Annotated in this window: 15 protein-coding genes; 9 read left to right on the top strand and 6 right to left on the bottom strand. The window is 69.9% G+C overall.

The features are described from left to right. Positions 1–51: 51 nt before the first annotated feature. The gene (locus ACFO0C_RS32575; RefSeq protein WP_378070577.1) at positions 52–3,240 is read right to left on the bottom strand and encodes a N,N-dimethylformamidase beta subunit family domain-containing protein; all 3,189 of its coding nucleotides are present in this window, start codon (positions 3,238–3,240) and stop codon (positions 52–54) included. A gap of 350 nt (positions 3,241–3,590) precedes the next feature. Here ACFO0C_RS32575 and ACFO0C_RS32570 point away from each other — a divergent pair, with 350 nt between their 5' ends. Then, on the top strand, positions 3,591–4,535 hold the full coding sequence (locus ACFO0C_RS32570) for a glycosyltransferase family 2 protein (RefSeq protein WP_378070576.1): 945 nt from the start codon (positions 3,591–3,593) through the stop codon (positions 4,533–4,535). 1 nt (position 4,536) lies between these two features. On the opposite strand, the gene ACFO0C_RS32565 is transcribed toward ACFO0C_RS32570, so the two are convergent. From ACFO0C_RS32565 to ACFO0C_RS32550, 4 genes are all read right to left on the bottom strand, one after another. Then, positions 4,537–5,199, bottom strand: a complete 663-nt coding sequence (locus ACFO0C_RS32565) for a polysaccharide deacetylase family protein (protein WP_378070575.1) — start codon at positions 5,197–5,199, stop codon at positions 4,537–4,539. A 7-nt stretch (positions 5,200–5,206) separates the two neighbouring features. Continuing rightward, on the bottom strand, positions 5,207–6,073 hold the full coding sequence (locus ACFO0C_RS32560; RefSeq protein WP_378070574.1) for a glycosyltransferase: 867 nt from the start codon (positions 6,071–6,073) through the stop codon (positions 5,207–5,209). Further along, positions 6,070–7,356: a glycosyltransferase family 4 protein gene (locus ACFO0C_RS32555; RefSeq protein WP_378070573.1), complete on the bottom strand. Its 1,287-nt coding sequence runs from the start codon at positions 7,354–7,356 to the stop codon at positions 6,070–6,072. The genes ACFO0C_RS32560 and ACFO0C_RS32555 overlap by 4 nt, the downstream gene beginning before the upstream one ends. Positions 7,357–7,612: 256 nt before the next feature. Continuing rightward, complete coding sequence (locus ACFO0C_RS32550) at positions 7,613–8,617, bottom strand: glycosyltransferase (protein ID WP_378070572.1); 1,005 nt, start codon at positions 8,615–8,617, stop codon at positions 7,613–7,615. Positions 8,618–9,001: 384 nt separating this feature from the next. On the opposite strand from ACFO0C_RS32550, the gene ACFO0C_RS32545 reads away from it, so the two are divergent. From ACFO0C_RS32545 to ACFO0C_RS32525, 5 genes are all read left to right on the top strand, one after another. Further along, positions 9,002–9,961: a hypothetical protein gene (locus ACFO0C_RS32545; RefSeq protein ID WP_378070571.1), complete on the top strand. Its 960-nt coding sequence runs from the start codon at positions 9,002–9,004 to the stop codon at positions 9,959–9,961. Then, the gene (locus ACFO0C_RS32540; protein WP_378070570.1) at positions 9,958–11,340 is read left to right on the top strand and encodes an O-antigen ligase family protein; all 1,383 of its coding nucleotides are present in this window, start codon (positions 9,958–9,960) and stop codon (positions 11,338–11,340) included. Before ACFO0C_RS32545 ends, ACFO0C_RS32540 begins: the two co-directional genes overlap by 4 nt. Positions 11,341–11,577: 237 nt before the next feature. Further along, positions 11,578–15,429, top strand: coding sequence for a DUF4082 domain-containing protein (locus tag ACFO0C_RS32535; RefSeq protein WP_378070569.1), 3,852 nt, complete (start codon positions 11,578–11,580; stop codon positions 15,427–15,429). Positions 15,430–15,546: 117 nt separating this feature from the next. Then, positions 15,547–16,770: a glycosyltransferase family 4 protein gene (locus ACFO0C_RS32530; RefSeq protein ID WP_378070568.1), complete on the top strand. Its 1,224-nt coding sequence runs from the start codon at positions 15,547–15,549 to the stop codon at positions 16,768–16,770. Then, positions 16,767–18,239: a lipopolysaccharide biosynthesis protein gene (locus tag ACFO0C_RS32525; RefSeq protein WP_378070567.1), complete on the top strand. Its 1,473-nt coding sequence runs from the start codon at positions 16,767–16,769 to the stop codon at positions 18,237–18,239. The genes ACFO0C_RS32530 and ACFO0C_RS32525 overlap by 4 nt, the downstream gene beginning before the upstream one ends. A gap of 74 nt (positions 18,240–18,313) precedes the next feature. Here ACFO0C_RS32525 and ACFO0C_RS32520 read toward each other — a convergent pair whose 3' ends face one another. Continuing rightward, complete coding sequence (locus ACFO0C_RS32520; protein WP_378070566.1) at positions 18,314–19,438, bottom strand: hypothetical protein; 1,125 nt, start codon at positions 19,436–19,438, stop codon at positions 18,314–18,316. Between the two features lie 457 nt (positions 19,439–19,895). Between ACFO0C_RS32520 and ACFO0C_RS32515 the strand changes: the two genes are divergently transcribed. The 3 genes from ACFO0C_RS32515 to ACFO0C_RS32505 are packed head-to-tail and all read left to right on the top strand — an operon-like array spanning position 19,896 to position 23,580. Beyond that, the gene (locus ACFO0C_RS32515) at positions 19,896–20,753 is read left to right on the top strand and encodes a hypothetical protein (RefSeq protein ID WP_378070565.1); all 858 of its coding nucleotides are present in this window, start codon (positions 19,896–19,898) and stop codon (positions 20,751–20,753) included. Positions 20,754–20,791: 38 nt separating this feature from the next. Next, on the top strand, positions 20,792–22,357 hold the full coding sequence (locus ACFO0C_RS32510; protein WP_378070564.1) for an acyl-CoA ligase (AMP-forming), exosortase A system-associated: 1,566 nt from the start codon (positions 20,792–20,794) through the stop codon (positions 22,355–22,357). Then, on the top strand, positions 22,354–23,580 hold the full coding sequence (locus tag ACFO0C_RS32505; RefSeq protein ID WP_378070563.1) for a pyridoxal-dependent decarboxylase, exosortase A system-associated: 1,227 nt from the start codon (positions 22,354–22,356) through the stop codon (positions 23,578–23,580). The genes ACFO0C_RS32510 and ACFO0C_RS32505 overlap by 4 nt, the downstream gene beginning before the upstream one ends. The last annotated feature ends 23 nt before the right edge of the window (positions 23,581–23,603 follow it).

Raw genomic sequence — 23,603 nt, 5'->3', positions numbered from 1 at the left:
ACCAGACATAGGAGGAACGGACGTATTCGAGCTATGGACAAAGTGCGCTCCTCAGGTGCCTGGGGTGAACACGACGTCCACCCAGTAGTTGCTCGACTCGTAGCTGTTGGTGGGGAAGCCGCCCCCGCTGCCGTACCGGTAGACGCCGTTGGTGCCGTCCACGCCGTTGCGCAGCGCGTGCAGCGGACCGTTGTCGACACCGGCGGTCGCGAAGAACCCGCCGTCGAACGCGTACCGCCCGACCGGCGCGTAGTACGAGACGACGTAGGTGGTGTTCGCGGTGATGCTGACCGGTGTCGAGAAGGTGGCCTGCTGCCAGCCGGAGGCGCTCTCGCCGGTGAAGGTCACCGTGGCGAGCTGGGTGCCGGACGAGGACCACAGCCGGCCGAGGTGGGTACCGGTGTTCGCGGTGCCCTTGTAGAACCGCACGCCGGTGATCTGGCCGGCGACGTCCGAGCGGAACTTCATGCCGAGCTCGACCGCGGCGGTCTCCGAGTCACTGGCGGTGCCCGGGGTCGCGGTGGCCGGCCAGACCGAGCAGGGGCAGTTCGGCCCGGTCGGGGCCGCGGCCGTGGTGAACGTCCACGAGGTGCTGGTCATGGTGTTGCCTGCGGCGTCCTTGGCGCCACTGACCGTTGCGGTGTAGGTGGTGGAGGCGGCCAGCGCCGCCGACGGGGTGAAGGTGGCGGTCGTGGTGCCCGCGTTGTAGGCGGTGCTGCCGGCCACCGTGCCGGACGGGCCGGTCAGGGTGACGGCGGCCGTGGAGACGGCCTCGCTGAACGTCGCCGACACCGTGGTCGCACTGGCCACGCCGGTCGCCCCGGAGGCGGGGGAGCGGGTGGTGACGGTCGGCGCGGTGGTGTCCGGCGCGGTGTCGTTCGGGGTGAAGACGACGTCGACCCAGTAGTTCGCCGACTCCCACGACAGCGTCGGGAACCCGGTGCCGAACCGGTAGACGCCGTTGGCGCCGTCGACACCGTCACGCAGCGCGTGCAGCGGCCCGCTGTCCACGCCGCTCTCGGCGAAGTAACCGACGTCTCCGGCATAGCGGCCGTTCGGCGCGTAGTAGGACACGACGTAGGTGGCGCCCGCGGTGAGCGTCACCGGTGTGGCGAGGGTGGCCTGCTGCCAGCCCGTCGCGGTCTCGCCGGTGAAGGTCACGGTGGCCAACTGGGTGCCGGACGAGCTCCACAGCTTGCCGACGTGCGTACCACTGTTGCTCGGGCCCTTGTAGAAACGGATCGCGGTGACCTTGCCGGCCACGTCGGCCCGGAACTTCACGCCGACCTCGGTGCCGGTGCCGTCCGGGTCGCTGGGAACCGCTGGGACGTCCTCGGCGGTCCACAGGCTGCACGGGCAGACCCGCTGTCCCACCGTGATCGCGCGGGTCGCGGCGACGCCGATCCGGGCGCTGTCGTCGATCGCCCGGGCCCGGATCTCCAGGGGGCCGGAGCCGGTGGGTGTGAAGCTGAACGTCCAGGTGCCCCGCCCGGTGGCCGGTTTCCAGGTCGTCCCGCCGTCGGAGGAGACCTCCACGCCGCCGACCACGCCGCCGACGTCGGTGGCGGTGCCGGAGACGGTGACCCGCGAGCCGGACGACACCGTGGTTCCGGCGGCCGGGGCGGTGATGACCGCGGTCGGTGCGGTCGTGTCGGTGGAGGCGGTCGCGGCGGTCAGGCCGCTCTGGATGGTGGCCGGCTGCGCGCCCATGTCGGCGAACAGGTTGACCGTGGCCTGTTTCATCGGGGTGCTGGCCGCGCCGGACCCGCGGTCGTGGTTGCTGTCCAGGCCCCACGACCACTGGACGGTGCCGGCGCCGAAGACCAGGGCTCCGCTGGCCGCCCGGTACAGCGTCAGGTGGTGGGTGGCGCTGCCGGAGGTGTAGGACGAGCCGTGGTCGGTGAGGATCTCGACGCCGCTGGCCGTGGTGGTGGAGAGCTGGATAAGACCCTGCGGGCGGGCCGCGTTGACCAGGTCCTCGTCCCACTCGTACCCGACCGTGCCGGTGCCGAGGGTGGCGGTGGCGCCGGCCGCCTGGGTGGCGACCGTCGTGCCACGCCAGAGGCGCATCTTGCCGTCGGCCGCCGGGACCTCGAGGTTGACCGTGCCGGAGTTCACCTCGAAGGCCGTGCCGGTGAGGCTGTTCTCCGGGCGGCCGCCGTTCTTCGGCGGGCTGAACCGCGGGTCACGCCACGTGCCGGTCCATTCGGTGCTCGGGTCGATGACCGCGTTGGCGTGGGTCTCCTTGTAGCAGACCAGGGTGCGGTACGGCGTACCCGATCCGTCCACGCTGGTCTCCCAGCGGGTCTTCCAGAAGACCTCGTTGCCGCTGAAGAACGCCAGGTTCACGCCGGCGTCGCGGGCCGCCTCGACGTTGGCCCGCTGCTGGCCGGACCAGTACTCGTCGTGCCCGACCGACAGGAACGCCTTGTGGTTGCGCAGCAGCGAGCCGCGCCGGTCGCTGTCGATGCCGGAGAGGTAGCTGACGTCGTACCCGTTGGCCTCCAGGAACCGGACCATCGGGTACTCGGCGTTGAAGACCGCGTCCTCGGCACCGGTGCCGCGCGTGGTGATCGGCCGGTTGTAGGACACCTTGTAGGCGCGCCCGGCCGGGGAGCCCACGTAGAGGCTGTTCCCGCCGTACGTGTTGTACGCCTGCCAGGTCGTGTCGGACGTCTGGAACACCAGGTCGGAGCGGCTCGCGTCGTCACGGACGACGAACACGACGTGGCTGGCGCCGCTGGTGCCGTCGGTACGCACGAGGCGCGCGAAGTAGATGCCGGAGACCGCTGTCGACGGCACCGCCCACGACGCCGAGACGGCCCAGTTGCCGCAGTCCACGAGCCCGGTGGCCGGGACGGTGAGGCAGCTCGGCTGGGTCTGACGCCCGACCGGGTTGACCGTGGTGATCAGCCGGGCGCCGTTGCCGGCGTAGTAGCCCATCCGGTAGATGTCGAGCCGATACGACGTGGCCGTCGAGTTGATCTTGAAGTTGACCGTCTCGCCGACGTTGACGCTCATCTCCGTGGTGAAGCCCTGCAGTGCGGTGCTGCCCGAGCCCGAGACGTCCCACGTGGCCTTCGGGGTACCGGTCCTGGTGTTCTCGCACGCGACCGGATTGATCACCGGGGCGCAGGGATCGGCGGCCGAGGCCGGTGTCGCGGACGGCACGAACAGCGCCGCCGCGACGAGAGTGAGCACGAGCAGCGAGCGCCGTCGTAAGTATGTGAGATCTCGCAAGGAACACGCCTCCCTGCCGCGCGCCCCCGGCGTCACGGCCGTCGTCAACGCCGGTTCCGGCCCGGCGGAGCTGCAAAGATCCTCAGATAGGAGCACGACGATAGCTATCGACCCGCTGACACTCGAAGGGTCCGATGGGTCATTCGATCCTGTAGGCGGATGAGGCCCGATACCGACTTGATCCACCCGGCGGCCGAACGGCCTGCGCGTGCCGTCCTTTCGGGCATCCCGTTCCGGCCGGGGCGTACCGGGGTGACGGATTCCGACACTCGGCATGTCCGACCGGCGGTACCGGCTGTCCATGGCGGACGGCAGGATGATCGGCGTCCGTGTGACATGGGGAGGACAAGTTGGACAGCACGCCCGAAACCGTGGCGGTGGTCGTGGTCACGTACAACAGCGAGCGATTGCTACCAGATCTGATCGCATCGCTCGGACCAGGCCTGGAGGGCGTCGACTGGCAGTTGATCGTCGCGGACAACGCGTCCGCCGACGACTCGGTGGGCGCGGTGCGCAGGCTCGCGCCGGACGCCACAGTGGTCGAGATGGGCCGTAACGCCGGATATGCCGCCGGGATCAACGCGGGTATGGCGAAGGCCGGCCCGTTCACCGCGGTGCTGGTCCTGAACCCGGACGTCCGCCTGACGCCCGGCTGCATCGGCACCCTGCTCGGGGTGCTGCGCACCGAGGGGACCGGCATCGCGGTGCCGCTGCTGGAGGACGGTGACGGCGACCTCATCCACACGATGCGCCGTGAGCCGTCGGTGCGGCGGGTCGTCGGTGACGCGCTGATGGGCGCGGTCCGGGCCGGCCGGATTCCGGCGATGGGCGAGATGGTGACCGACGAGCGGCTCTACACGAGCGAGCGGGTCGCCGACTGGGCCGAGGGCTCGACCGTCCTGATCAGCGCCGAGTGCTGGAACCGGATCGCGCCGTGGGACGAGTCGTTCTTCCTCTACTCGGAGGAGACCGACTTCGCGCTGCGGGCCCGCGACGCCGGCCTGGCGACCCGGTTCACCCCGGCCGCGAAGGCGGTGCACCTGGAGGGCGACTCGAAGGTGTCGCCGGCCCTGTGGACGCTGCTGACGCTCAACAAGGTGCGGCTCTACCGGCGCCGGCACAACGCGCTGCTGGGTGCCGCGTTCTGGGCCGCGCTGCTGCTCCGGGAGGGCAGCCGTGCGGTGCTCGGCAAGGCTCCGAGCAAGCTCGCGGCGCGGGCCCTGCTGAGCCCGGCACGGCTGCGGGAGACGCCGGGGCCGGACACCGTCCAGCGCGACGCCGCCCGCAGCCGGTAGTTCAGCGGAGCCGCTTGACGACTCCGACGGCTTCCAGTTTCAGCCTGGTCAGCGCGCCGGGGCCCACCAGGGCCTCGGCGCGCAGCCCGTCCACGGTGTCCTCGCGGCGCAGGCTGTACCGCGGCTGCAACCAGTCCTCGGACCGGGCCCGCCGCCGGTCGCTGGTGAACACCCGCCGGTAGCCGAGCTTGCGCATCCGGGTGAGCAGTTCCCGGTCGTACCGGCCGAGCGGGCAGGCCGCCATGTCGACCGGCACACCGACGGCGTCGGCGATCCGCCGCCGGGCCGTCTCCAGCTCGTCGCGGCTGGTCTCGGCGTCCATGCCCCGCCACGGCCGGTGCCACATGCCGTGCGTACCGATGGTCATGCCGGCGCCGTGGAGCTTGCGCACGTCCTCCTCGCTGAGGCTGCCGGGCTTGCCGAACCGGGACGCGAGCACGTAGAACTCGGCGGTCAGGCCGCGCTCCAGCAGCGCCGGCAGACCGATCTCCAGATCCGAGGCGTTGCCGTCGTCGAAGCTGATCTTGACCGACGGCCACGTGCGGATCTCGTCGAGCACGGCGTGGAACAGCTCGACGCTGATCCAGTAGCGGTCCTCACCGAGCTCCAGCTGGCGCTGCGGCGTGCCGATGCCGTGGAAGCAGATGTTGATGACGTCGCTCATGACTTCCCTATCGCCTTGCCGCGGATTCGCTGTCGGAGAGCCGGGACGACTCGTCGCGTCCCCAGGCGGCGCCGCCGTCACCGGCCCGCTTGGCGGCCAGCGCGGCCCACACCGTGATGCCGACGTAGCAGGCCGCCGCGGGGGCCAGCCAGGGCCGGGGGAGGACCACGTCACGCAGCCAGGAACTGCGCGCGGCCGGGCGTACCGGCACGGTTATCTCCCCCCGGGCGGCCGCCGCCCGCATGGCGGCATTGCCGCCGCGGACCCGGATCAGGCGGCGGATCAGGTCACCGGTGCGCCGGGGGGTGGCGACCTTCGCGGCGTACGCGTCGACGTGCGCCTTCTCCTCGGGGGCGAACTGCGAGTCCAGGAACAGGTCGTCGGCGACCAGGGAGGGGAACTGCCCGAACCGCGACCGGCCCTCCCGCGACAGCGCCACCACACCCCGCCCGAACAGCCCGTCGCGCATCACCGGCAGCCGCCCGTGCACCGCGAAGTAGGCCCGCACCAGCAGCGGCCGGCCGGTGACGTCGAGCTCGCGCCCGACCGTCGCCGACGGCGTCCCGGACTCCAGCACCTCGGTCAGGGCCCGGACCGCCGCGGTGCTCAGCACGATGTCGGCGTCCAGATAGATCCGGGGGAAACCGACGGCTGCCGCGTCGCCGGCGTTGAGGGCGCCGGCTTTGCCCGGCTCGGGGAGATCCAGCACGCGTACGCCCGGACGGGCCCCGGCGACCGCGACGGTGTCGTCGGTGCACCCGTTGGCCACGACGGTCACGTCGAGCTCACCGGGCCGCGCGTCGGCCAGCAGCGTGTCGAGGCACCGCCCGATGACCGCTGCCTCGTTGTGGGCGGCGATGACGATACTGGTCACGGCTGGTCCACCCGGGTGGCGGCGTCGGAGCCGGTCCGCTGGCGCGGGATGCGCGGTGCGGCCGTGGTGTCCGGCGTCTTCGGCAGGCGCTTGGCCAGCAGACGCTGGAAGACCGAGGCGTACGGGCCGGACTGGTGCTCCCAGGACAGCATGCCGAGGAACCGGTCGCGGCCGAGCTTGCGCATCTGCTGCCGCCGCTCCGGGTCGTCGAGCAGCTCGTTGACGACCGCGGCGAACTCCGCGGGCGCTCCGGTCGGCACGTAGGCGCCGGCCTCGTCCAGGGTGCGCCGGGTCTCGATGCCGTCGGCGGCCACGACCGGCAGGCCACGGCCCACGTACTCGACGGTCTTGGCCATCGTGGAGAGCTGGTTCATCCGGGTCGGCAGGTCGGGCTGGATGGCGATGGTGGCCGAGCGCAGCACCTCGTCGACCTGCGTGCCGTTCAGCCAGCCGGTCAGCTCCACGACGTCCTCGAGGCCCTTCTCGGCGACCAGCGCGCGGACCGACGGCATGCTCTCGCCGTCACCGGCCAGCACGACCTTCCAGCCGCCGCGGCCGCGCAGCTTGATCAGCTCGTCGGCGGCCAGCACCACGCCCTCGACGTTGTCCTGCGGGCCGAAGACGCCGAGGTAGACGATCCGGTGGATGCCGTCGGCGGCGAGCGTCTCCTGCGGGTCGCCGTCGACGGCGATCTCCTTGAGCGACGGGCCGTTGCGGACCACGGTCACCTTGTCCGGGTGCACACCCTTGCGGACCGCGTTGTCCTTGAACGACTGGTTGGTCGCCACGACCTCGGTCGCGGTGCGCAGGGTCAGCCACTCCAGCGCGTTGAGCGTGCGCAGCACCCACTTGTTGGGCTCGCCGTCGCCGCGGGAGATGTAGACCTCCGGGCACAGGTCGTGGTGGTCGAACACCCACGGCCGGCCGATGGCACGCAGCAGCAGGGCGAGCGGCCAGTAGACGTCCGGCGGGTTGCAGACCTGCACGGCGTGGGCGCGGCCGGCCAGGATCTCACCGATCAGGCGGACCGCGATGCAGAGGAAGGACCAGCCGAACTCGACCGCGAAGGTGAGCAGGCCACTGCCGTACACCTTGACCGGGTACGGCTTGAGCCGGGTGTTGCGGCTGCCGGGGAGGACTTTCAGGCTCTTGTCGCCTCGCGGTGCGATGACCGTGACGTCGAAGCCCTTCTCCTCCAGCGTGAGGCATTCCCGGATGACGCGGCGGTCGCGTTCGGCCGGCAAGTTGGCGATGAGAATGGTGACGTGCGGATTGCCTGGCATCGTCTCGTCTGTCCTTCTGGGTCGATCGACTCGCTGGACACAGTGCTGGATCCGTCCGGCAGCGGCCAGTGGCTGTCCGGGCGGAATCGTGTCGTCCATTTCACTTAGACGGCCATCTTGATCCACAATCGGAGCAATGACCGTTTTGGAAGCCTTATCGGTTCCGTGGCCAAAGCGGCCTCAATGCACTGTAGATATCGACCGGTATGCACGTTCTATCGGCCCCGGGATGCCAGTGTCACATCACGGACAGTGATCACCGACGCAGCCCGCCGTAGAAGTCGAGCAGATCCGCCCGCAGCCCGTCCTCGTGGTACTGCGACAGCACGTGCTTCGAGGCGGCCTGTCCCGCCGAGGCCAGAACCGCCGGATCCACCGCGTGCCGAGCCAGCGCCGCCTCGACCGCGATCGCGAACGCCAGCAGGTCCGCCTCGGCGACCGGGGTGCAGAAGGCCGGGTCGAAGAAGTCACGCCCGCCCAGGCCGGTGAAGCCCACCACGTACGCCCCACTGGCCATCGCCTCGGCCGGCGGCAACCCGAAGCCCTCCCGCTCGCTGAAGCTCAGGAACACCGCGCAGGCGCGCAACGCCTCGGCGGTCTGCGCCTCGCTCATCCCGTCGATCGGCGCCAGCTCCCAGCCGTCCAGGACGCCCCGCCCACGCAGGATGTGCAGCAGCTGCTCCTGCTCCCCGGCCCGGCGCCGCGGCATGTAGCCGATCCGCCGGCCGGCCGGGACCGAGCCCGGATGGAACACCCGCTCGTCCACCACCACCCGGGCCACGTGAACCGGGAACTGCGGAAACGCGTACCGCAGCAGCGCCGCGTTGTCCTGCGACACGGTGAGCAGCGCCTCGATGCCCGGCACCCCGGCGTACGGCGCGCCCGCCCCGGTCCCGGCGAACGGCACCTCGGCGAAGGTCGAGTACGCGTTCTGGTTGAAGATCACCTTGCGGGCGCCGGCCGGCAGCGAGCCCAGTCCCGGCCCGTAGTACTCCGGCACCACCAGCAGATCGTCCCGGCCGAGAGTCACGTCACGTGCGGCCAGCACCCGGGTCTCGTTGCCGAACCACCCGACCCGGAACCCGGGCCGCTCGTGCAGCACCGCCGCGCCCACGCCGGCCGCGTTCAGCAGATCCACATGGCGGTAGATGACCCGGATCCCACCGGACGGCTTGTCGTCGTCCGGGCACAGGTAGTAAACGGTCCCGCTGCCCGCGGCGTCCGCGTCGTACCTGACCTCGGCCGGTGTGCGCCGGCGCATCTCGCGGCCGGACGCTACGCGCCGTAACGCTTCGCGAACAGGTTGGACGATGGGGTTAGGCATGCGGGAAACTCCACGAGGTGTCTGTTACGGCCGTGTTCCGGCCACCTCGCAACCCTTACGGCCCGAACGGCTGCGGACAACCACCGAACGTATCGGCGGAGGAGTCCAGTTGCCGACCGGTTCGTCGGCGGTGGATACCTTACTATCGATTTCGGCGCGTCGTTGTGACGTAAATCTTCGGTTCCAGCGTCCGGGCTCCCTTGGGGCACACTGGCGCTGTCAGGGCAGGTACCACTAGGTTCTACCCGCTGGTCGGCCGCCCGGGCCGCCCTTTCAAACGCACGAACGGTAACGGCAAGGGGAACTGTGGACCTCTGGGACATGACCAAACTGCTCTTTCGGCGTTGGTACTTCTCACTCCCGTTGCTCTTGGTGACCCTGGCCTGCGTCGCTGTCGCCGCTGTGACGGTGAAGCCCGACTACAGCTCGATCGGGCACATCCAGTTCATCCCACCCGTCGGCACCACCGCCAAGGACGGGACGAAGAACCCGATCAACAACCGGTGGTACGACCTGGGCTACGAGGCCCTGGCGAACGCCACCGTGATCGACGTGACGAAGAAGTCGGTCCTCGAGAAGATGGTCGAGGAAGGCCTCAGCGACAACATCACCGTCACCACCGACCAGGTGCCGCTGTTCGCGATCGAGGTCGTGGGCGACTCCCCCGAGCAGGCCACCGCCACGGTGCAGTATGTGCAGAAGGGCATCGCCGACGCGGTTCAGCAGCGTCAGGACACCCTGCGTGTGTCGGAGGCCGACACCATCACGACCCTGCTGCTCGACGACGGCACCGAGGTCGAGGAGAAGGGCTCCAAGATCATGCGGGTCATGGTCGTCGCCTTCGGACTCGGCCTCCTGCTGACCGCCGGTGTCACGATCGGCATCGACGCGCTGCTCCGCTGGCGCGCCGGCCGTCGCCCGGAGGACGAGGACGAGGCCACCGCCGGCTCGGTGGTCGGCTCGGTCCCGCAGTCCGGGCGCTCCGGCACGCAGATCTCGTCGAACTACGAGAAGACCCAGGCGGTCATCCCGCCGGCCCAGCCCGGGCCGAAGCCGAACGATCCGCAGCAGCCGGCCCGGCCGGCCGCCGGTAACGGCAAGCCGGGGCAGGCGCCCGCGCCGCAGCAGCGCCGTGCGGGCTCCGACGGCACCTACCGTTCGCAGCAGTCCGCCGCGGCCGGCAACAGCCCGGACCCGCGTCTCGAGCAGGCGCCGGCCGACGCGACGATCGTCCTGCCGCCGTGGGGCTGGAAGCGGGACGAGAAGGCCGAGCGACGGTGAGCTCGTCGACCGTCTCACACCCGGTCGATTTCGAACCGTCCCTGCTCGACGAGAACGTCTACTCCTCGCGGCGGTACCGGACCACGATCGACGTGGTCACCCTGGTCTCCATCTGTGTGGTGCTGCTCTACGTCCTGCCCGGCACGCTGATCGTCCCCAACCTGACGTACGCCGGTCGTCCCGCCCTGCTGCTCGCGCTGCTGATGTTCGCGTGGTGGTGCCTGGCCCGGCTGAGCCCTCGCCTGCTGCTCGTCGGCCCGCAGCCGATCCGGTGGTTCCTCGGGCTGTATCTGATAGCGAACCTTCTGTCGTACATCGCCGGTCTGCTACGTGGTCTGCCCACGCAGGAGGCCAATGCGCAGAACTTCGCGATGCTCCAGCTCTTCGAGTTCCTCGGGGCGGCGCTGATCGTCGCGGACGGTATCCAGAACTGGGACCGGCTCAACCGGCTGCTCCGGATCATGGTGTACAGCGCCGGGTTCATGGCGGTGGTCGGCATCCTCCAGGCGACCCTGAAGCTGGACGTCTCGGAGTACTTCGTCATCCCCGGGCTCGAGGTCAAGGGTGGTCTGGTCGGCTTCGGCACCCGCGGTGACGAGGGCCAGTTCCGGATCGCCGGCACGACCACGCACTACATCGAGTTCAGTGCGGTGGTCGCGATGATGGTGCCCTTCGCCATCCACGTGGCCCGGTTCGCCGAGACGAGGTTCCAGCGCCGGTTCGCCGCGCTCTGCGGGTTCCTGCTGGCCATCTCCAACCCGATGTCGATCTCCCGGACCGGTATCGTCGCGCTGGGCCTGGCCCTGGCCATCATGGTGCCGATCTGGTCGTGGCGGCTGCGCTACACGTTCATGTACATGGGCGTCGCCGCGGTGGCGGCGATCATGGTGGTCAAACCCGGTGTGCTCGGCACCCTCAAGGCGATGTTCCTCAACGTCGGCGTCGACCCCAGCATCGAGGGCCGCACCAACGACTACGCCCTGGTCGGGCACTTCTTCGACCAGCGGCCGTGGCTGGGCCGGGGTCCGCGGACCCTGCTGGCCGATCCGGTGCGGGACACCATCCTCGACAACCAGTGGCTCTACACGCTGGTGACCGGCGGGATCATCGGTGTGGTGGTGCTCCTGGTGCTGCACATCGCCGCGATCACGCTGGCCGTCATCGCGCTGCGGCGGTCGAAACGCGAGGAGGACCGGCACCTCTGCGTGGCCCTGATCTCGGCTCAGGCGATCGCGATCGTGGTCGGCGGGACGTTCGATTCGCTCTACTACACGACGTTCGCGATCACCTTGGCCCTGTTCATCGGGATGTGTGGCACCGTGTGGCGGTTCACCCATCCGGCCCGGACAGTGAGAACGGCCACCACCCGGCGTACGTGATCAACGGCGCTCCTAGGATGGGGGCCGTTTCATGATCAGCCGAGTCGCTCGACCGTTCCGCCGACCTCTGTTGAGGACAAGCGCGATGGGTGGCCAGGCCTGTCCGGTCGTATGAATATCTCGGCCGAAGTTGCGGTCCGCGACGTGGACGGGCGGAGCTACGCTCCCGCTGAAATTTGAGCTGAGCGTGTCGTATCGACGATACAGGCTGCGCATCGTCCAAAGGGGGCAGACGTCTTGAGGAACTGGAAGGCGTTGTTCGTGGCCTACTTGGCGCCCGACCGGAAAGCCTGGTCGAAGCGGCGCCTCACGGCGGCTCTGGGGGGAGCCGCCGTCGTGGTGGCAACGGGCATCGTCGTGCTGCCGGGAGTGGCGCAGGCTGATCCCTGCGACCCCGGCAACAACCCGATCGTCTGCGAGAACAGCAAGGACGGAACGCCCAAGTCGGTGTGGGACATCGACGGCGCGGGCGACCCGACCCTGCAGGGTTTCGCGACCGACATCAGTGTGAACGCCGGTCAGCGGATCGACTTCAAGATCAAGTCAACGGCCTCCGACTACGACATCGAGATCTACCGCCTCGGGTGGTACGACGGCGACGGCGCCCGCAAGGTCGACGACGTGACCCCGTCGGCCACCCTCCCGCAGACGCAGCCCGACTGCATCACCGAGACGGCGACCGAGCTGTACGACTGCGGCAACTGGGGTGTGTCGGCCGGCTGGGACGTGCCGGCGAACGCCGTCTCCGGTGTGTACCTCGCCCGTCTCGTCCGGGGCGACACCGGTGGCTCCAGCCACATCACCTTCATCGTCCGGCAGGACGCCAGCACCTCGGACGTCTTCTACCAGACCTCCGACTCGACGTGGCACGCCTACAACGCGTACGGCGGCTCCAGCTTCTACACCGGCGCGGCCAACGGCCGGGCGTACAAGCTGAGCTACAACCGGCCGTTCGCGGACCGGGCCAGCGTCGAGCGGCGCGACTTCCTGTTCGGCGCCGAGTACCCGATGATCCGCTTCCTGGAGCGCAACGGGTACGACGTCAGCTACACCACGGACGTCGACAGCGACCGCCGTGGTGAGCTGATCAAGAACCACCGGATCTTCCTCTCCGTCGGCCACGACGAGTACTGGTCGGAGAAGCAGCGCGAGAACGTCGAGGCGGCCCGCGACTCCGGCACCCACCTCGGCTTCTTCAGCGGTAACTCGATCTACTGGAAGACGCGGTACGAGCCGAGCAAGGACGGCTCGGACACCCCGTACCGGACCGTGGTCACCTACAAGGAGACCTGGGCCAACGCGAAGATCGACCCGTCCGAGGAATGGACCGGCACCTGGCGTGACCCCCGGTTCAGCCCGCCGTCGGACGGCAACCGCCCGGAGAACGAGCTGCAGGGGACCATGTACATGGTCAACGACGGCGATCTCGCGGTGACCGTCAAGTCCGACGAGGGTAAATACCGTCTCTGGCGGCACACGAACCTCACCGAGATCCCGGACGGGCAGTCGGTCGCGCTGTCGCCGCACACCGTCGGCTACGAGTCCGACGAGGACGTCGACAACGGCTTCCGCCCGCAGGGCCTGATCCGCCTGTCGACCACCACCGGCCAGGTTCCGCAGCTGGTGCAGGACGGCTGGGGCAACAAGGTGTCCGAGGGCGAGACCACCCACCACCTGACCCTCTACCGGGCCGCCAGTGGCGCCCTGGTCTTCAGCGCCGGCAGCATCCAGTACACGTGGGGTCTCGACGAGGTCCACGACGGTGAGCCGACCCCGACCGACAGCCGCATGCAGCAGTCGGTGATCAACCTCTTCGCCGACATGGGCGTGCAGCCGGCCTCGCTGATGGGCGGCCTGCACGCGGCGACCGCCTCCACCGACGACACCGCGCCGACCGTGGAGATCACCTCCCCGGCCGCCGGGACCAAGGTGGCGCGGGGCAGCCAGGTGACCCTCCAGGGCACCGCCGCCGACGTCGGCGGACAGGTCGCCGGTGTCGAGGTCTCCACCGACGACGGCGCGACGTGGCACCCCGCCACCGGTACCGCGAACTGGTCGTACAAGTTCTACGCGGCCGGTCTGAGCAGCCAGGCCGTGCGGGTCCGGGCCGCCGATGACAGCGCCAACCTGGGCCAGTCGCCGGCCGTTCGCGAGTTCGCGCTCTCCGGTGCGAACACGCTGTTCGGCAACCGGGTGCCGCAGACCCCCGCGGTCGCCGACGGCAGCCCGGTCGAGCTGGGCGTGCGGGTCAAGCCCGCGGTCGACGGTTACATCACCGGCATCCGCTTCTACAAGGGCGAGGGCAACACCGGGACGCACACCGGCTCGCTCTGGAGCGCCAACGGCACCCGTCTGCGGACCGGAACCTTCCAGGACGAGACGGCCTCCGGCTGGCAGACCCTGACCTTCTCCTCCCCGGTCAAGGTCGACGGGGGTACGACGTACGTCGCCTCCTACTACGCGCCGAGCGGTAACTACGCCGCCGACAGCTGGTTCCTGACGCAGAACTGGGTGAACGGCCCGCTGACCGCCCTGCGTGCGACGAGCTCGGCCGGCAACGGCCTGTTCAAGTACGCCAACGGCGGAGGGTTCCCGGAGGAATCGTTCGATTCCGCCAACTACTACGTCGACGTCACCTTCGGGGTCAGCGGCGATCTGCCTCCGACGGTCACCAGCACCACCCCGGTCGACGCGGCCGGCGCGGTGCCGACGGCCGTCGCGCCGACGGCGGTCTTCTCCAAGGCGCTCAAGCCGTCGTCGATCGAGTTCACCCTCACTCCGGCCGGCGGCACCGCGGTCACCGGGACCGCGGCGTACAACAGCACCGAGAAGAAGGTGACGTTCACCCCGGCTCAGCCGCTGGCCGCGTCGACGACCTACACCGCGACCGTCGCGGCCTCCGACGCGGACGACCGCTCGGGCGGCACCACCTGGTCGTTCTCCACGGCCATCGACGGCACGGTGCACTCGCTGTTCCCGACCGACGCGGTGCCGACGACCGTGGCCGTCGTCGACCCCGACAAGGTGGAGCTCGGCGTCAAGTTCCAGGCCAGCACCGACGGTGAGCTGGTCGGCATCCGGTTCTACCAGGGCCCGGGCAACACCGGTACGCACCAGGTGAGCCTGTGGCAGGCGAACGGCTCCAAGGTCGACTCGGCCGTGGTGCCGAACTCGACGGAGACCGGCTGGCGGACCGCCTACTTCGAGCAGCCGGCCGACATCGTCGCCGGGACCACCTACGTCGCGTCGTACTTCGCCCCGAACGGCAACTACGCCTTCGACGGCGCGTACTTCGCCGAGCCGATCACCCGGGGGCCGCTGAGCGCCGCGGGTGGTAACAACGGCGTCTACCGGTACGGCGACAGCGAGTTCCCGTCGCAGTCGTACAACGCGACGAACTACTGGGTCGACCCGCTGTTCGTGAGCGACACCGATGTCCCGGTGACGCCGTCGCCGAGCACGACGTCGGCCTCGCCGTCGCCCAGTGTGACCTCGCCGTCTCCGTCCCCGTCGCCATCGGTGCCGGAGAGCCCCTCGGCCTCGCCCAGTGCCGAGCCGAGCGGCAGCCCGTCGACGTCACCGAGCACGAGCCCGTCGCCCAGCACGCCGACGCCGGCGACCACCTACGGCGTCTTCGCCGACACGGACACTCCCGCCACCGCCGGCTGGGACGACTCCGATGCGGTCGAGGTTGGTATGAAGGTGGTTCCCGCGGTGGACGGCAAGGTCCACGGGATCCGGTTCTACAAGGGGGCCGGCAACACCGGCACGCACAAGGGCACGCTCTGGTCGCCCGGTGGCATCGAGGTGGCCACCGTGACCTTCCAGAACGAGACCGAGTCGGGCTGGCAGACCGCCCTGTTCGACGAGCCGGTATCGGTCATCGCGGGCTACCAGTACGTGGTCTCCTACCACGCGCCGGCCGGTCATTACGCCGTGACCGGGGGTGGCCTTGCGGACACCCGTACGGTCTCGGATCTGACGGTGCCGGGCAACGGCGGGGCCTACCGTTACGGGACGGGCGGCGTGATGCCAGGATCGTCGACGACCGTCAATTTCTGGGTCGACGTGGTGTTCGCACCCAACTGACCCATGGGTGATCCGATCGTGGCGCGGATGGCGGATGCCGTCCGCGCCACGGCCGCGCCCGGGCACCACTACCTCGGCGGACCGTCCGCCGGATCGCAACCGACTGGGGGAGACAGGGTGCGACTGATCGTCGGCCTGCATCATCTGGAACTCGGCGGGAGTCAGCTCAACGCACTCGACCTCGCCGTCAGCATGCGCGACTACGGGCATGACGTCGCCGTGTTCGGCAACTACACCGATCGGCCCGGTCCGATGGCGGACATGGTCCGCGCCAACGGCCTGCCGCTGATCGCGCAGCGGCACTCGGCCGAGCGGCTGGGCCGGACGATGCCCGCCCGGCCGGCGTTGTCCCGGGCACTGGCCCGTGCGGCCCGTGAGTTCCGGGCCGACCTGCTGCACGTCTACGAGTTCTCGGTCGGGCTCGATGCGTTCTACGGCGCGCATGTCCGGCGCGGTCTCCCGGTGGTGACCACCATCTACGGGATGCGGGTGCCCCGGTGGATGCCCCGCTACGGCGAGATCATCGTCGGCACCCAGCAGCTCGTGGACGAGGCCGCCGCGTTCCGTGCCCGTCCCACGCTCATCGAGCCGCCGGTCAACACCGACTCCGACGATCCGTCCGCCGTCGACGGCCCGGCCTTCCGGGCGCTGCACGGCGTGAGCCCCGACGAGATCCTGATCGGCGTCGTCTCCCGGCTGGAGCCGGACATGAAGGCCGAGGGCATCCTGCGTACGATCCGGGCCGTCGAACTCCTCGGCGATCCGCGGGTGCGTTTCCTGGTGGTCGGTGACGGGCCGTCGTTCGGCGACGTTGCGGCCGAGGCGGCCCGGGTCAACACCGCGCTCGGCCGGACCGCGGTGATCATGGCCGGGTCGATGGACGACCCGCGCCCGGCCTACGCGGCCGCCGATCTGATGGTCGGGATGGGCGGCTCGGCGCTCCGGGCGATGGCCTTCGCCCAGCCGCTCGTGGTCCTCGGCATCCGCGGGTTCTTCCTGCCCGCCGGGCCGCAGACGGCCGAGCACTTCCTGCGGGAGGGCTTCTACGGCATCGGCGACGGGGACATCGACGCGGCGCCGCTGGCCGCCGCGTTGCGCACGCTCGTCGACGATCCGGCGCTGCGCGCCGAGCGGGGCCGGTGGGGACGGCAGACGGTCCTGGACCGGTTCAGCCTCAAGGCGGCCGCCAAGACCCTCAATCAGGTGTACGAACGTGCGCTCGCCCACCCGGTGCCGACCGCTCGTCGCCTGAGCGAGGGTGCCCGGGTGGCCGGCCACAAGGCGGTCGCCGACCTGCTCTCCGATGGTGCGCGGCGCCGGGTGCGGCGGTTGCTCGGATGAGCGTCCAGGAGCCGCCCGCCGCCCCGCCCGAGGAGCCGGCGCTCTTCCAGAAGGCGTCCCGGGCGCTGGGCTGGAGTCTGGCCAGCACCCTGCTGAGCCGGCTGAGCACCCTCGTCATCGGTATCGCCCTCGCCCGGATCCTGGGGCCGGAGGAGTTCGGCACGTTCGCTGTCGCCCTGGTGGTGCTGACCGCCGTGCTGAGCTTCAACGAGCTGGGGGTGAGCCTGGCCATCGTGCGGTGGCCGGACGACCCCGAGGAGATCGCGCCGACGGTCGCCACCCTGTCCGTCCTGTCCAGCGTGCTGGTGTACGTGGCCTGCTGGTTCGGTGCCCCGGCGTTCGCGGCCGCGCTCGGTGACGAGAGCTCGATCCCGGTGATCCGGGTGCTCGCGCTCAGCGTGATCATCAGCGGTCTCGTGGCCACCCCGGTGGGCCTGTTGCAACGCGCCTTCAAGCAGAAGCAGAAGACCGTCGCCGACCTGGTCACCAACTGGACGAGCGCGCTGGTGTCGATCGGGTTCGCGCTGTCCGGCGCGGGTGCGATGAGTCTCGCGGTCGGTCAGTTGAGCGGGTCGTTCGCCGGTGCGATCCTGTTCTTCGCCTACGCGCCGCGGGGCCTGCGTTTCGGCTTCAACCGGGAGAAGGCGCGGGCGCTGCTGAGGTTCGGCCTGCCGCTGGCGGGGTCGAGCATCATCGTGTTCGCGACGACGAACGTCGACCGGATCGTGGTCGGCGCCGTGCTCGGGCCGACCGCGCTGGGCTATTACATGCTGGCGCTGAACCTGGCGAACTGGCCGATCACCATCTTCTCCCAGCCGGTCCGGGCCGTGGTCCCGGCCGCTCTGGCCCGCCTGCAGCACGACCGTCCGGCGATGCGGTCGGCGTTCCTGTCGGCGGCCGGGTTGCTCGCGGTGATCGCTCTGCCGGCCTGCCTGCTGCTGTCCGGTGCCGCCGGGCCGCTGATCCGGTTCCTCTACGGCGACGTCTGGGACCCGGCGTCGACCGTTCTGGTGTGGCTGGGCCTGCTGGCCGCGCTGCGGATCCTGTTCGAGCTGTTCTACGACTACTTCGTCGTCCTGGCGAGCACCCGCGTGGTCCTGGTCGTCCAGACCGTGTGGTTCGTGGCGCTCCTGCCGGCCCTCTACCTGGCTGCCGTGCACGGGGGCCTGTGGGCGTCCGCGGCGGTCCAGTTCGGGGTGGCCCTGGTGGTGGTGCTGCCGCTCTACCTGATCGACCTGCACCGTACCGGGGTGTCCCTGGGCACACTGCTGTCCCGGGTCGCACCGGCGTTGCTGGGCGGTCTGGTCGTCGCCGGGGTGGCGGTGGCCGTGACCCGTACGGGCTGGCCCGATCTGGTGATTCTCCTGGTGTCCGGGACGGTCACGCTGGGTGTCATGGCTCTGCTCGGCTACCGGCTCCGGCACGTGCTCCGGGAGCTGCGCTCGGCGGGTGTTCCCGCCGGGGGATGAGCCCGATTTAAGCCAGACTTAAGGTTCACCACAGACGCGAGAGGGGCCCGAAGCCCCTCTCGCGTGCTGTTCGATCAACATTCGTTAATGGTTTTCACCTGACCGGTCACCTTTCCGGACGACCAGTCATAAGTGACGGTGGCATTTCCGCTGAAGTTGTCGATGAGCCCGCAGGAAAGCTCGACCGGGCCGTACCCGAAACTGCCCTGCACGATTTTGTTGCCGGTCACCGAGGGGAAGTCGCCGCCGGTCAGCCGGAGCGCGTATCCGCCGCCGGCGAGCAGATTGTCCTGCACCGTCGCGCCCGCGTTGCCCTGGTCCGGGATGAAGATCGGAGCGGTCGGGCAGTCGTCGAGCCGCTGGTCGATCGTGTTGTGCCGGATGGTGACCTTCGGCCCGCCGTACGCCTGGATGCCGTCACCGTGCGGGTCGTCCGACGCGCACATTCCCGGCGGTACCGCGAGCTGGGCGAACGAGTCCTGGATGAGGACGTTGCCGGCGCCGCTGTAGTCGGAGGCGCCGACCCGCCAGCCCTCCATCCGGTTGATCACCTTGCAGCGCAGGCAGGTGTAGTCGGCGACGCCGAAGGCGTACTGGTCGTTCTCCGAGTACTGCTGGCCGGGCGGGTTGACGACCTCGGTGTCCTTGATGGTCAGGTGCCCGTAGACGACGTTGCCGTGGAAGTTGTCGATCGAGCCGTACACCCGGCTGTTGCTGATCGTGACGTCGGCCGCCTTGACCAGGATGCTGCCGGTCACCAGCTGGTCCTTGACCACCGTGCCGGCCTTCGTGATGGTCAGGCTGCCGTTGACGGTCTTCTTCGGCTTCCATCCGGCCGGAACGCCCGTGCAGGCCGCCGTGGGGTAGCGGGGCAGGGCGCAGCTGCCGCCGCCGCTGCTCGCGGCCTTGGTGGTCGCGGAGGACGACGGCTTGGCGCTGGACGCGCTGGGTGACGGGGACACCGGGGCGGACACCGACGGGCTCGCCGAGACGGACAGCGCCGACGGCCCCAGCGAGGGCTGGGTCAGCTGATCCGACTCCGGGATCCGCCCGTCGGCGACCGCGTCGGCCGCGCGATTCGGCTCGCCGTTCTTCAGGTACGACTGAAAAACGAAGGCGCCGGTGGCGGAAAGGACGACGAAAACCGTCGCAAGAACGGGTGCGAGCGCCTTCGGCCGGAATTTACGGCGATGTTTCATCTACTGCGATCTCCTCATGATGTGCCCAATTCCAGGGCGCTCATCGAGAGTGCTTCTGCATAGGACGACCCGAGCATCCTAGAAGATGCGGGGCGGTGGCAGCAGGCCCCCGGCCGCCGTGCTTAAGGGAGTGCCGGGAATCGGACCGGGAGGCGCCGGAATCATATTTGCTGGCAATTCTGCCGATCCCGGCGAATCGGGTGACATCTCATCCGAAGTGGAGGACTTGCGGTTCATCCGGGGCGGGGCGCCGAGTGGCCCACGGCCATCATCCGTTCGTCCGGTGCCAGACCCTCCGGAGTGGTCGTATCGACGATCCGGAGTGACGGAAAGCTGGCACAGCGACGGGCTCCGCGGCACGGTCACGGTATGGTCGGCGCGACCACGCAACCGGAAGGGCACAGACATGAATTCCACCCCCGGACGGCCTTGTCGGCCGGTCGGAGCGGCGAGCTAGATGGGAGTTCGGGTCAGCGCCATCACCGGCTCGGACGTGCCCGAGGTGGCGGCCTTCCTGCACCGGAATCTGAACGAGAACGTCTCCCCGGAGGCGTGGGCGCGGGCGGTCGATGTGCCGTGGAAGGTGGATGCCCCGAACCACGGATTCCACCTGCGCGACGACGACGGGAACGTCCTCGGGGCGTACCTCGCCTTCTACTCGGACCGGGTGATCGGCGACCGGACTCTGCGTTTCTGCAACCTCGGCGCCTGGTGCGTCCTGCCCGAGCAGCGGTTCCACAGCCTCAAACTGCTGAAGGCCCTGCTGGATCAGAAATGCGACGTCTACACCGATCTGTCGCCGAGTGGCAACGTGGTGCCGCTCAACACCCGGCGGGGTTTCCGTTTCCTCGACACCGCCACCCAGCTCGTACCGAACGCGCCGTGGCCGTCGCTGCCGGGCTCGGGCTCGGTGACCGGCGACCGTCAGGTGATCGAGCGCACCCTCACCGGCGTCCAGGCGCAGATCTTCCAGGATCATGCCGGCCTCGCGGCGGCCCGTCACCTGCTGCTCACCCGCGGTGACGAGACCTGCTACGTGATCTTCCGCAAGGACCGCCGCAAGGGCCTGCCTCTGTTCGCCTCGATTCTGTACGTGAGCGATCCGGAGCTCTTCCGGCGCATGTTCCGTCAGGTCTCCCGGCACCTGTTGCGCCACGGTGTGCCGGCCACGCTGGCCGAGCCACGGGTCACCGGCGGGCTGCTGCCCGGCGGCCGGCTGCTGGCCAACCCGCGCCGCAAGATGGTCCTCGGTGACGCCGTCGCCGACCAGGACGTCGACTACCTCTACAGCGAACTCGTCTGCCTCAGCTGGTGACCTCGCCGGTGCCCGTCACAAGGAAGAAGCAATCGCACATGCGCGTCCGTCTTCACGACCTGCTCCTCGACGCCGCCGGACGTCGTCCGGACTCCGCCGCCCTCACCTTCAAGGACCAGACGCTGACGTACGCCGGGCTCCGGGACCGTGTCCTCGACGTGGCACGCGGTCTGCGTGGTCTCGGTGTGGAGCGGGGCGACCGGGTCGCGGTGTGGCTGGACAAGCGCATCGAGACGGTCGCCGCGATCTTCGGGACGTCGGCGGCCGGCGGCGTCTTCGTGCCGATCAACCCGGTGCTGCGTCAGCGGCAGGTGGGGCACGTCGTCGCCGACTGCGACGCCCGAGTCCTGATCACCACCCCGGACCGGTTCCAGCTGCTGCGTGACGAGCTGGAGAACCTCAAGTCGGTCGAGCACGTCGTCCTGGTCGGCGCGGTCGCGGAGACACCGGCCGGTGCCCGTTACGCCGTCTCCGGCTGGGAGTCGCTGGCCACCCCCGGGACCGCGTCGCCGGACGCGGGCGGCATCGACGCCGACGTGGCGGCGATCCTCTACACCTCGGGCAGTACCGGGCGTCCCAAGGGCGTCGTGCTCTCGCACCGCAACCTCATCGTCGGTGCGGAGAGCGTCAGCTCCTACCTGGCCAACGACGCCGACGACGTGATCCTCTCCGTCCTCCCGCTCAGCTTCGACGCCGGTTTCAGCCAGATCACCACGGCCTTCGCCGTCGGTGCGCACCTCGTGCTGATGAACTACCTGCTGCCGAGCGAGGTGGTGAAACTCTGCGCCCGGCACGGTGTCACCGGCCTGACCTGTGTGCCGCCGCTGTGGTTGCAGCTGGTCGAGCAGAAATGGACGCCGGAGGCGACCGCCTCGCTGCGGTACTTCGCGAACACCGGCGGCCGGATGCCCCGGACCACCCTCGACCGCCTGCGCGAGACCTTCCCGGCCGCCCGGCCGTTCCTGATGTACGGGCTGACCGAGGCGTTCCGGTCCACCTACCTCGACCCGTCCGAGGTCGACCGCCGCCCCGACTCGATCGGCAAGGCGATCCCGAACGCGGAGATCCTGGTCGTCCGCCCGGACGGCACACCCTGTGCGGCGGGCGAGGAGGGCGAGCTGGTGCACCGCGGCGCCCTCGTCGCGCTCGGCTACTGGAACGACCCGGAGCGGACCGCCGAGCGGTTCAAGCCGCTGCCGGCCCGGGAGGGCGCCCTCGCCCCGGAGCTTGCGGTCTGGTCCGGTGACACGGTGGTCCGCGACGAGGAGGGCTTCCTCTACTTCGTCGGCCGCACCGACGAGATGATCAAGACGTCCGGTTACCGGGTGAGCCCCACCGAGATCGAAGAGGTGGCCTACGGCACCGGCCTGGTCCGCGACGCCGTGGCCCTCGGCCTGCCCGACCCCAAGCTGGGCCACCTGATCGTGCTGGTGGTCAGCCCGAACGAGGGCGCCGAGATCGACGAGGCCGTCCTGCTCGACCGGTTCAAGCAGGAGCTGCCGATCTACATGCTGCCCAAGCGTATCGAGGTACGCCCCGAGCTGCCCCGCTCGCCCAACGGCAAGTACGACCGCAACCTCATCCGCCAGGAGCTGAACTCGTGACCGAGCATCCCACCGTCGCCGCCTTCGGACGCCGGGACGGCCGGCTGACCGTCGGTGGCGTCCCCGTCGACCGGCTGGCCGATCGGGCCGGCAGCACCCCGTACTTCGCGTACGACCGGCAGCTGCTCACCGACCGCATCCGGCTGCTGCGGGAGACCCTGCCGGCGGGCCTGAACCTCAGCTACGCGGTCAAGGCCAACCCGATGCCGGCGGTCGTGCAGCACCTGAGCGGCCTGGTCGATTCGTTCGACGTGGCATCGTCGGCCGAGATGCTGGTGGCGCTGGACACCACGGTGCCCGCCCACCGGATCAGCTTCGCCGGCCCCGGGAAGACCGACGCCGAGCTGCGGCAGGCGGTGGCCGCGGGCGTCACCATCGAGGTGGAGTCGGAGAACGAGGCCGACCGGGCGACCCGGATCGGTGAGTCGGTCGGCGTCCGGCCGCGGGTCGCGGTGCGGGTCAACCCGGACTTCAGCCTCAAGGGCTCGGGCATGCGGATGGGCGGTGGCCCCCAGCAGTTCGGCGTCGACGCCGAGCGGGTGCCCGACCTGCTCAAGCGGCTCGCCGACGCGGACCTGGAGTTCCTCGGCTTCCACGTCTTCGCCGGCTCGCAGAACCTGCGGGCGGAGAGCCTGATCGACGCGCAGCGGCACACCGTCGACCTGGTGCTGCGGCTGGCCGAGGCCGCCGCGACCCCGGTGCGCTACGTCAACCTCGGCGGCGGCTTCGGCATCCCGTACACCGACAAGGACCAGCCACTGGACCTCGGCCCGGTCGGTGACAACCTCGCCACGCTGCTGAACGACCGGCTCCGCCCGAACCTGCCCGAGGCCCGCGTGGTGGTGGAGCTGGGCCGGTACATCGTCGGCGAGTCCGGCGTCTACGTCACCCGCGTCGTCGACCGCAAGGAGTCGCGCGGCAAGACGTTCCTGGTCGTGGACGGTGGCCTGCACCACCAGCTCGCCGCCTCCGGCAACTTCGGCCAGGTGATCCGCCGCAACTACCCGCTCGCGGTCGGCACCCGGTTCGGCGAGGAGCCGGTCGAGACGGTGTCGGTGGTCGGCTCGCTGTGCACCCCGCTGGACCTGCTCGGCAACGACGTCACCCTGCCCCGCGCCGACGTCGGCGACCTGATCGTCATCTTCCAGGCCGGCGCCTACGGCCTCACGGCGAGCCCGACGGCTTTCCTGAGCCACCCGGCCGCCGCCGAAATGCTCGTCTGATCCACAGAACTACGGAGGAACAA

Origin of the sequence: Actinoplanes subglobosus (genome assembly GCF_042650585.1) — a bacterium.
Classification (GTDB): domain Bacteria; phylum Actinomycetota; class Actinomycetes; order Mycobacteriales; family Micromonosporaceae; genus Actinoplanes; species Actinoplanes subglobosus.
This window is presented reverse-complemented; position numbering and strand designations above follow the sequence as displayed.

Coding starts and splice junctions, on each gene's coding strand:
- ACFO0C_RS32555 (WP_378070573.1), bottom strand. CDS start 7,356: ATGCCAGGCAATCCGCACGTCACCATTCTCATCGCCAACTTGCCGGCC.
- ACFO0C_RS32525 (WP_378070567.1), top strand. CDS start 16,767: ATGAGCGTCCAGGAGCCGCCCGCCGCCCCGCCCGAGGAGCCGGCGCTC.
- ACFO0C_RS32510 (WP_378070564.1), top strand. CDS start 20,792: ATGCGCGTCCGTCTTCACGACCTGCTCCTCGACGCCGCCGGACGTCGT.
- ACFO0C_RS32515 (WP_378070565.1), top strand. CDS start 19,896: ATGGGAGTTCGGGTCAGCGCCATCACCGGCTCGGACGTGCCCGAGGTG.
- ACFO0C_RS32545 (WP_378070571.1), top strand. CDS start 9,002: ATGACCAAACTGCTCTTTCGGCGTTGGTACTTCTCACTCCCGTTGCTC.
- ACFO0C_RS32520 (WP_378070566.1), bottom strand. CDS start 19,438: ATGAAACATCGCCGTAAATTCCGGCCGAAGGCGCTCGCACCCGTTCTT.
- ACFO0C_RS32565 (WP_378070575.1), bottom strand. CDS start 5,199: ATGAGCGACGTCATCAACATCTGCTTCCACGGCATCGGCACGCCGCAG.
- ACFO0C_RS32550 (WP_378070572.1), bottom strand. CDS start 8,617: ATGCGCCGGCGCACACCGGCCGAGGTCAGGTACGACGCGGACGCCGCG.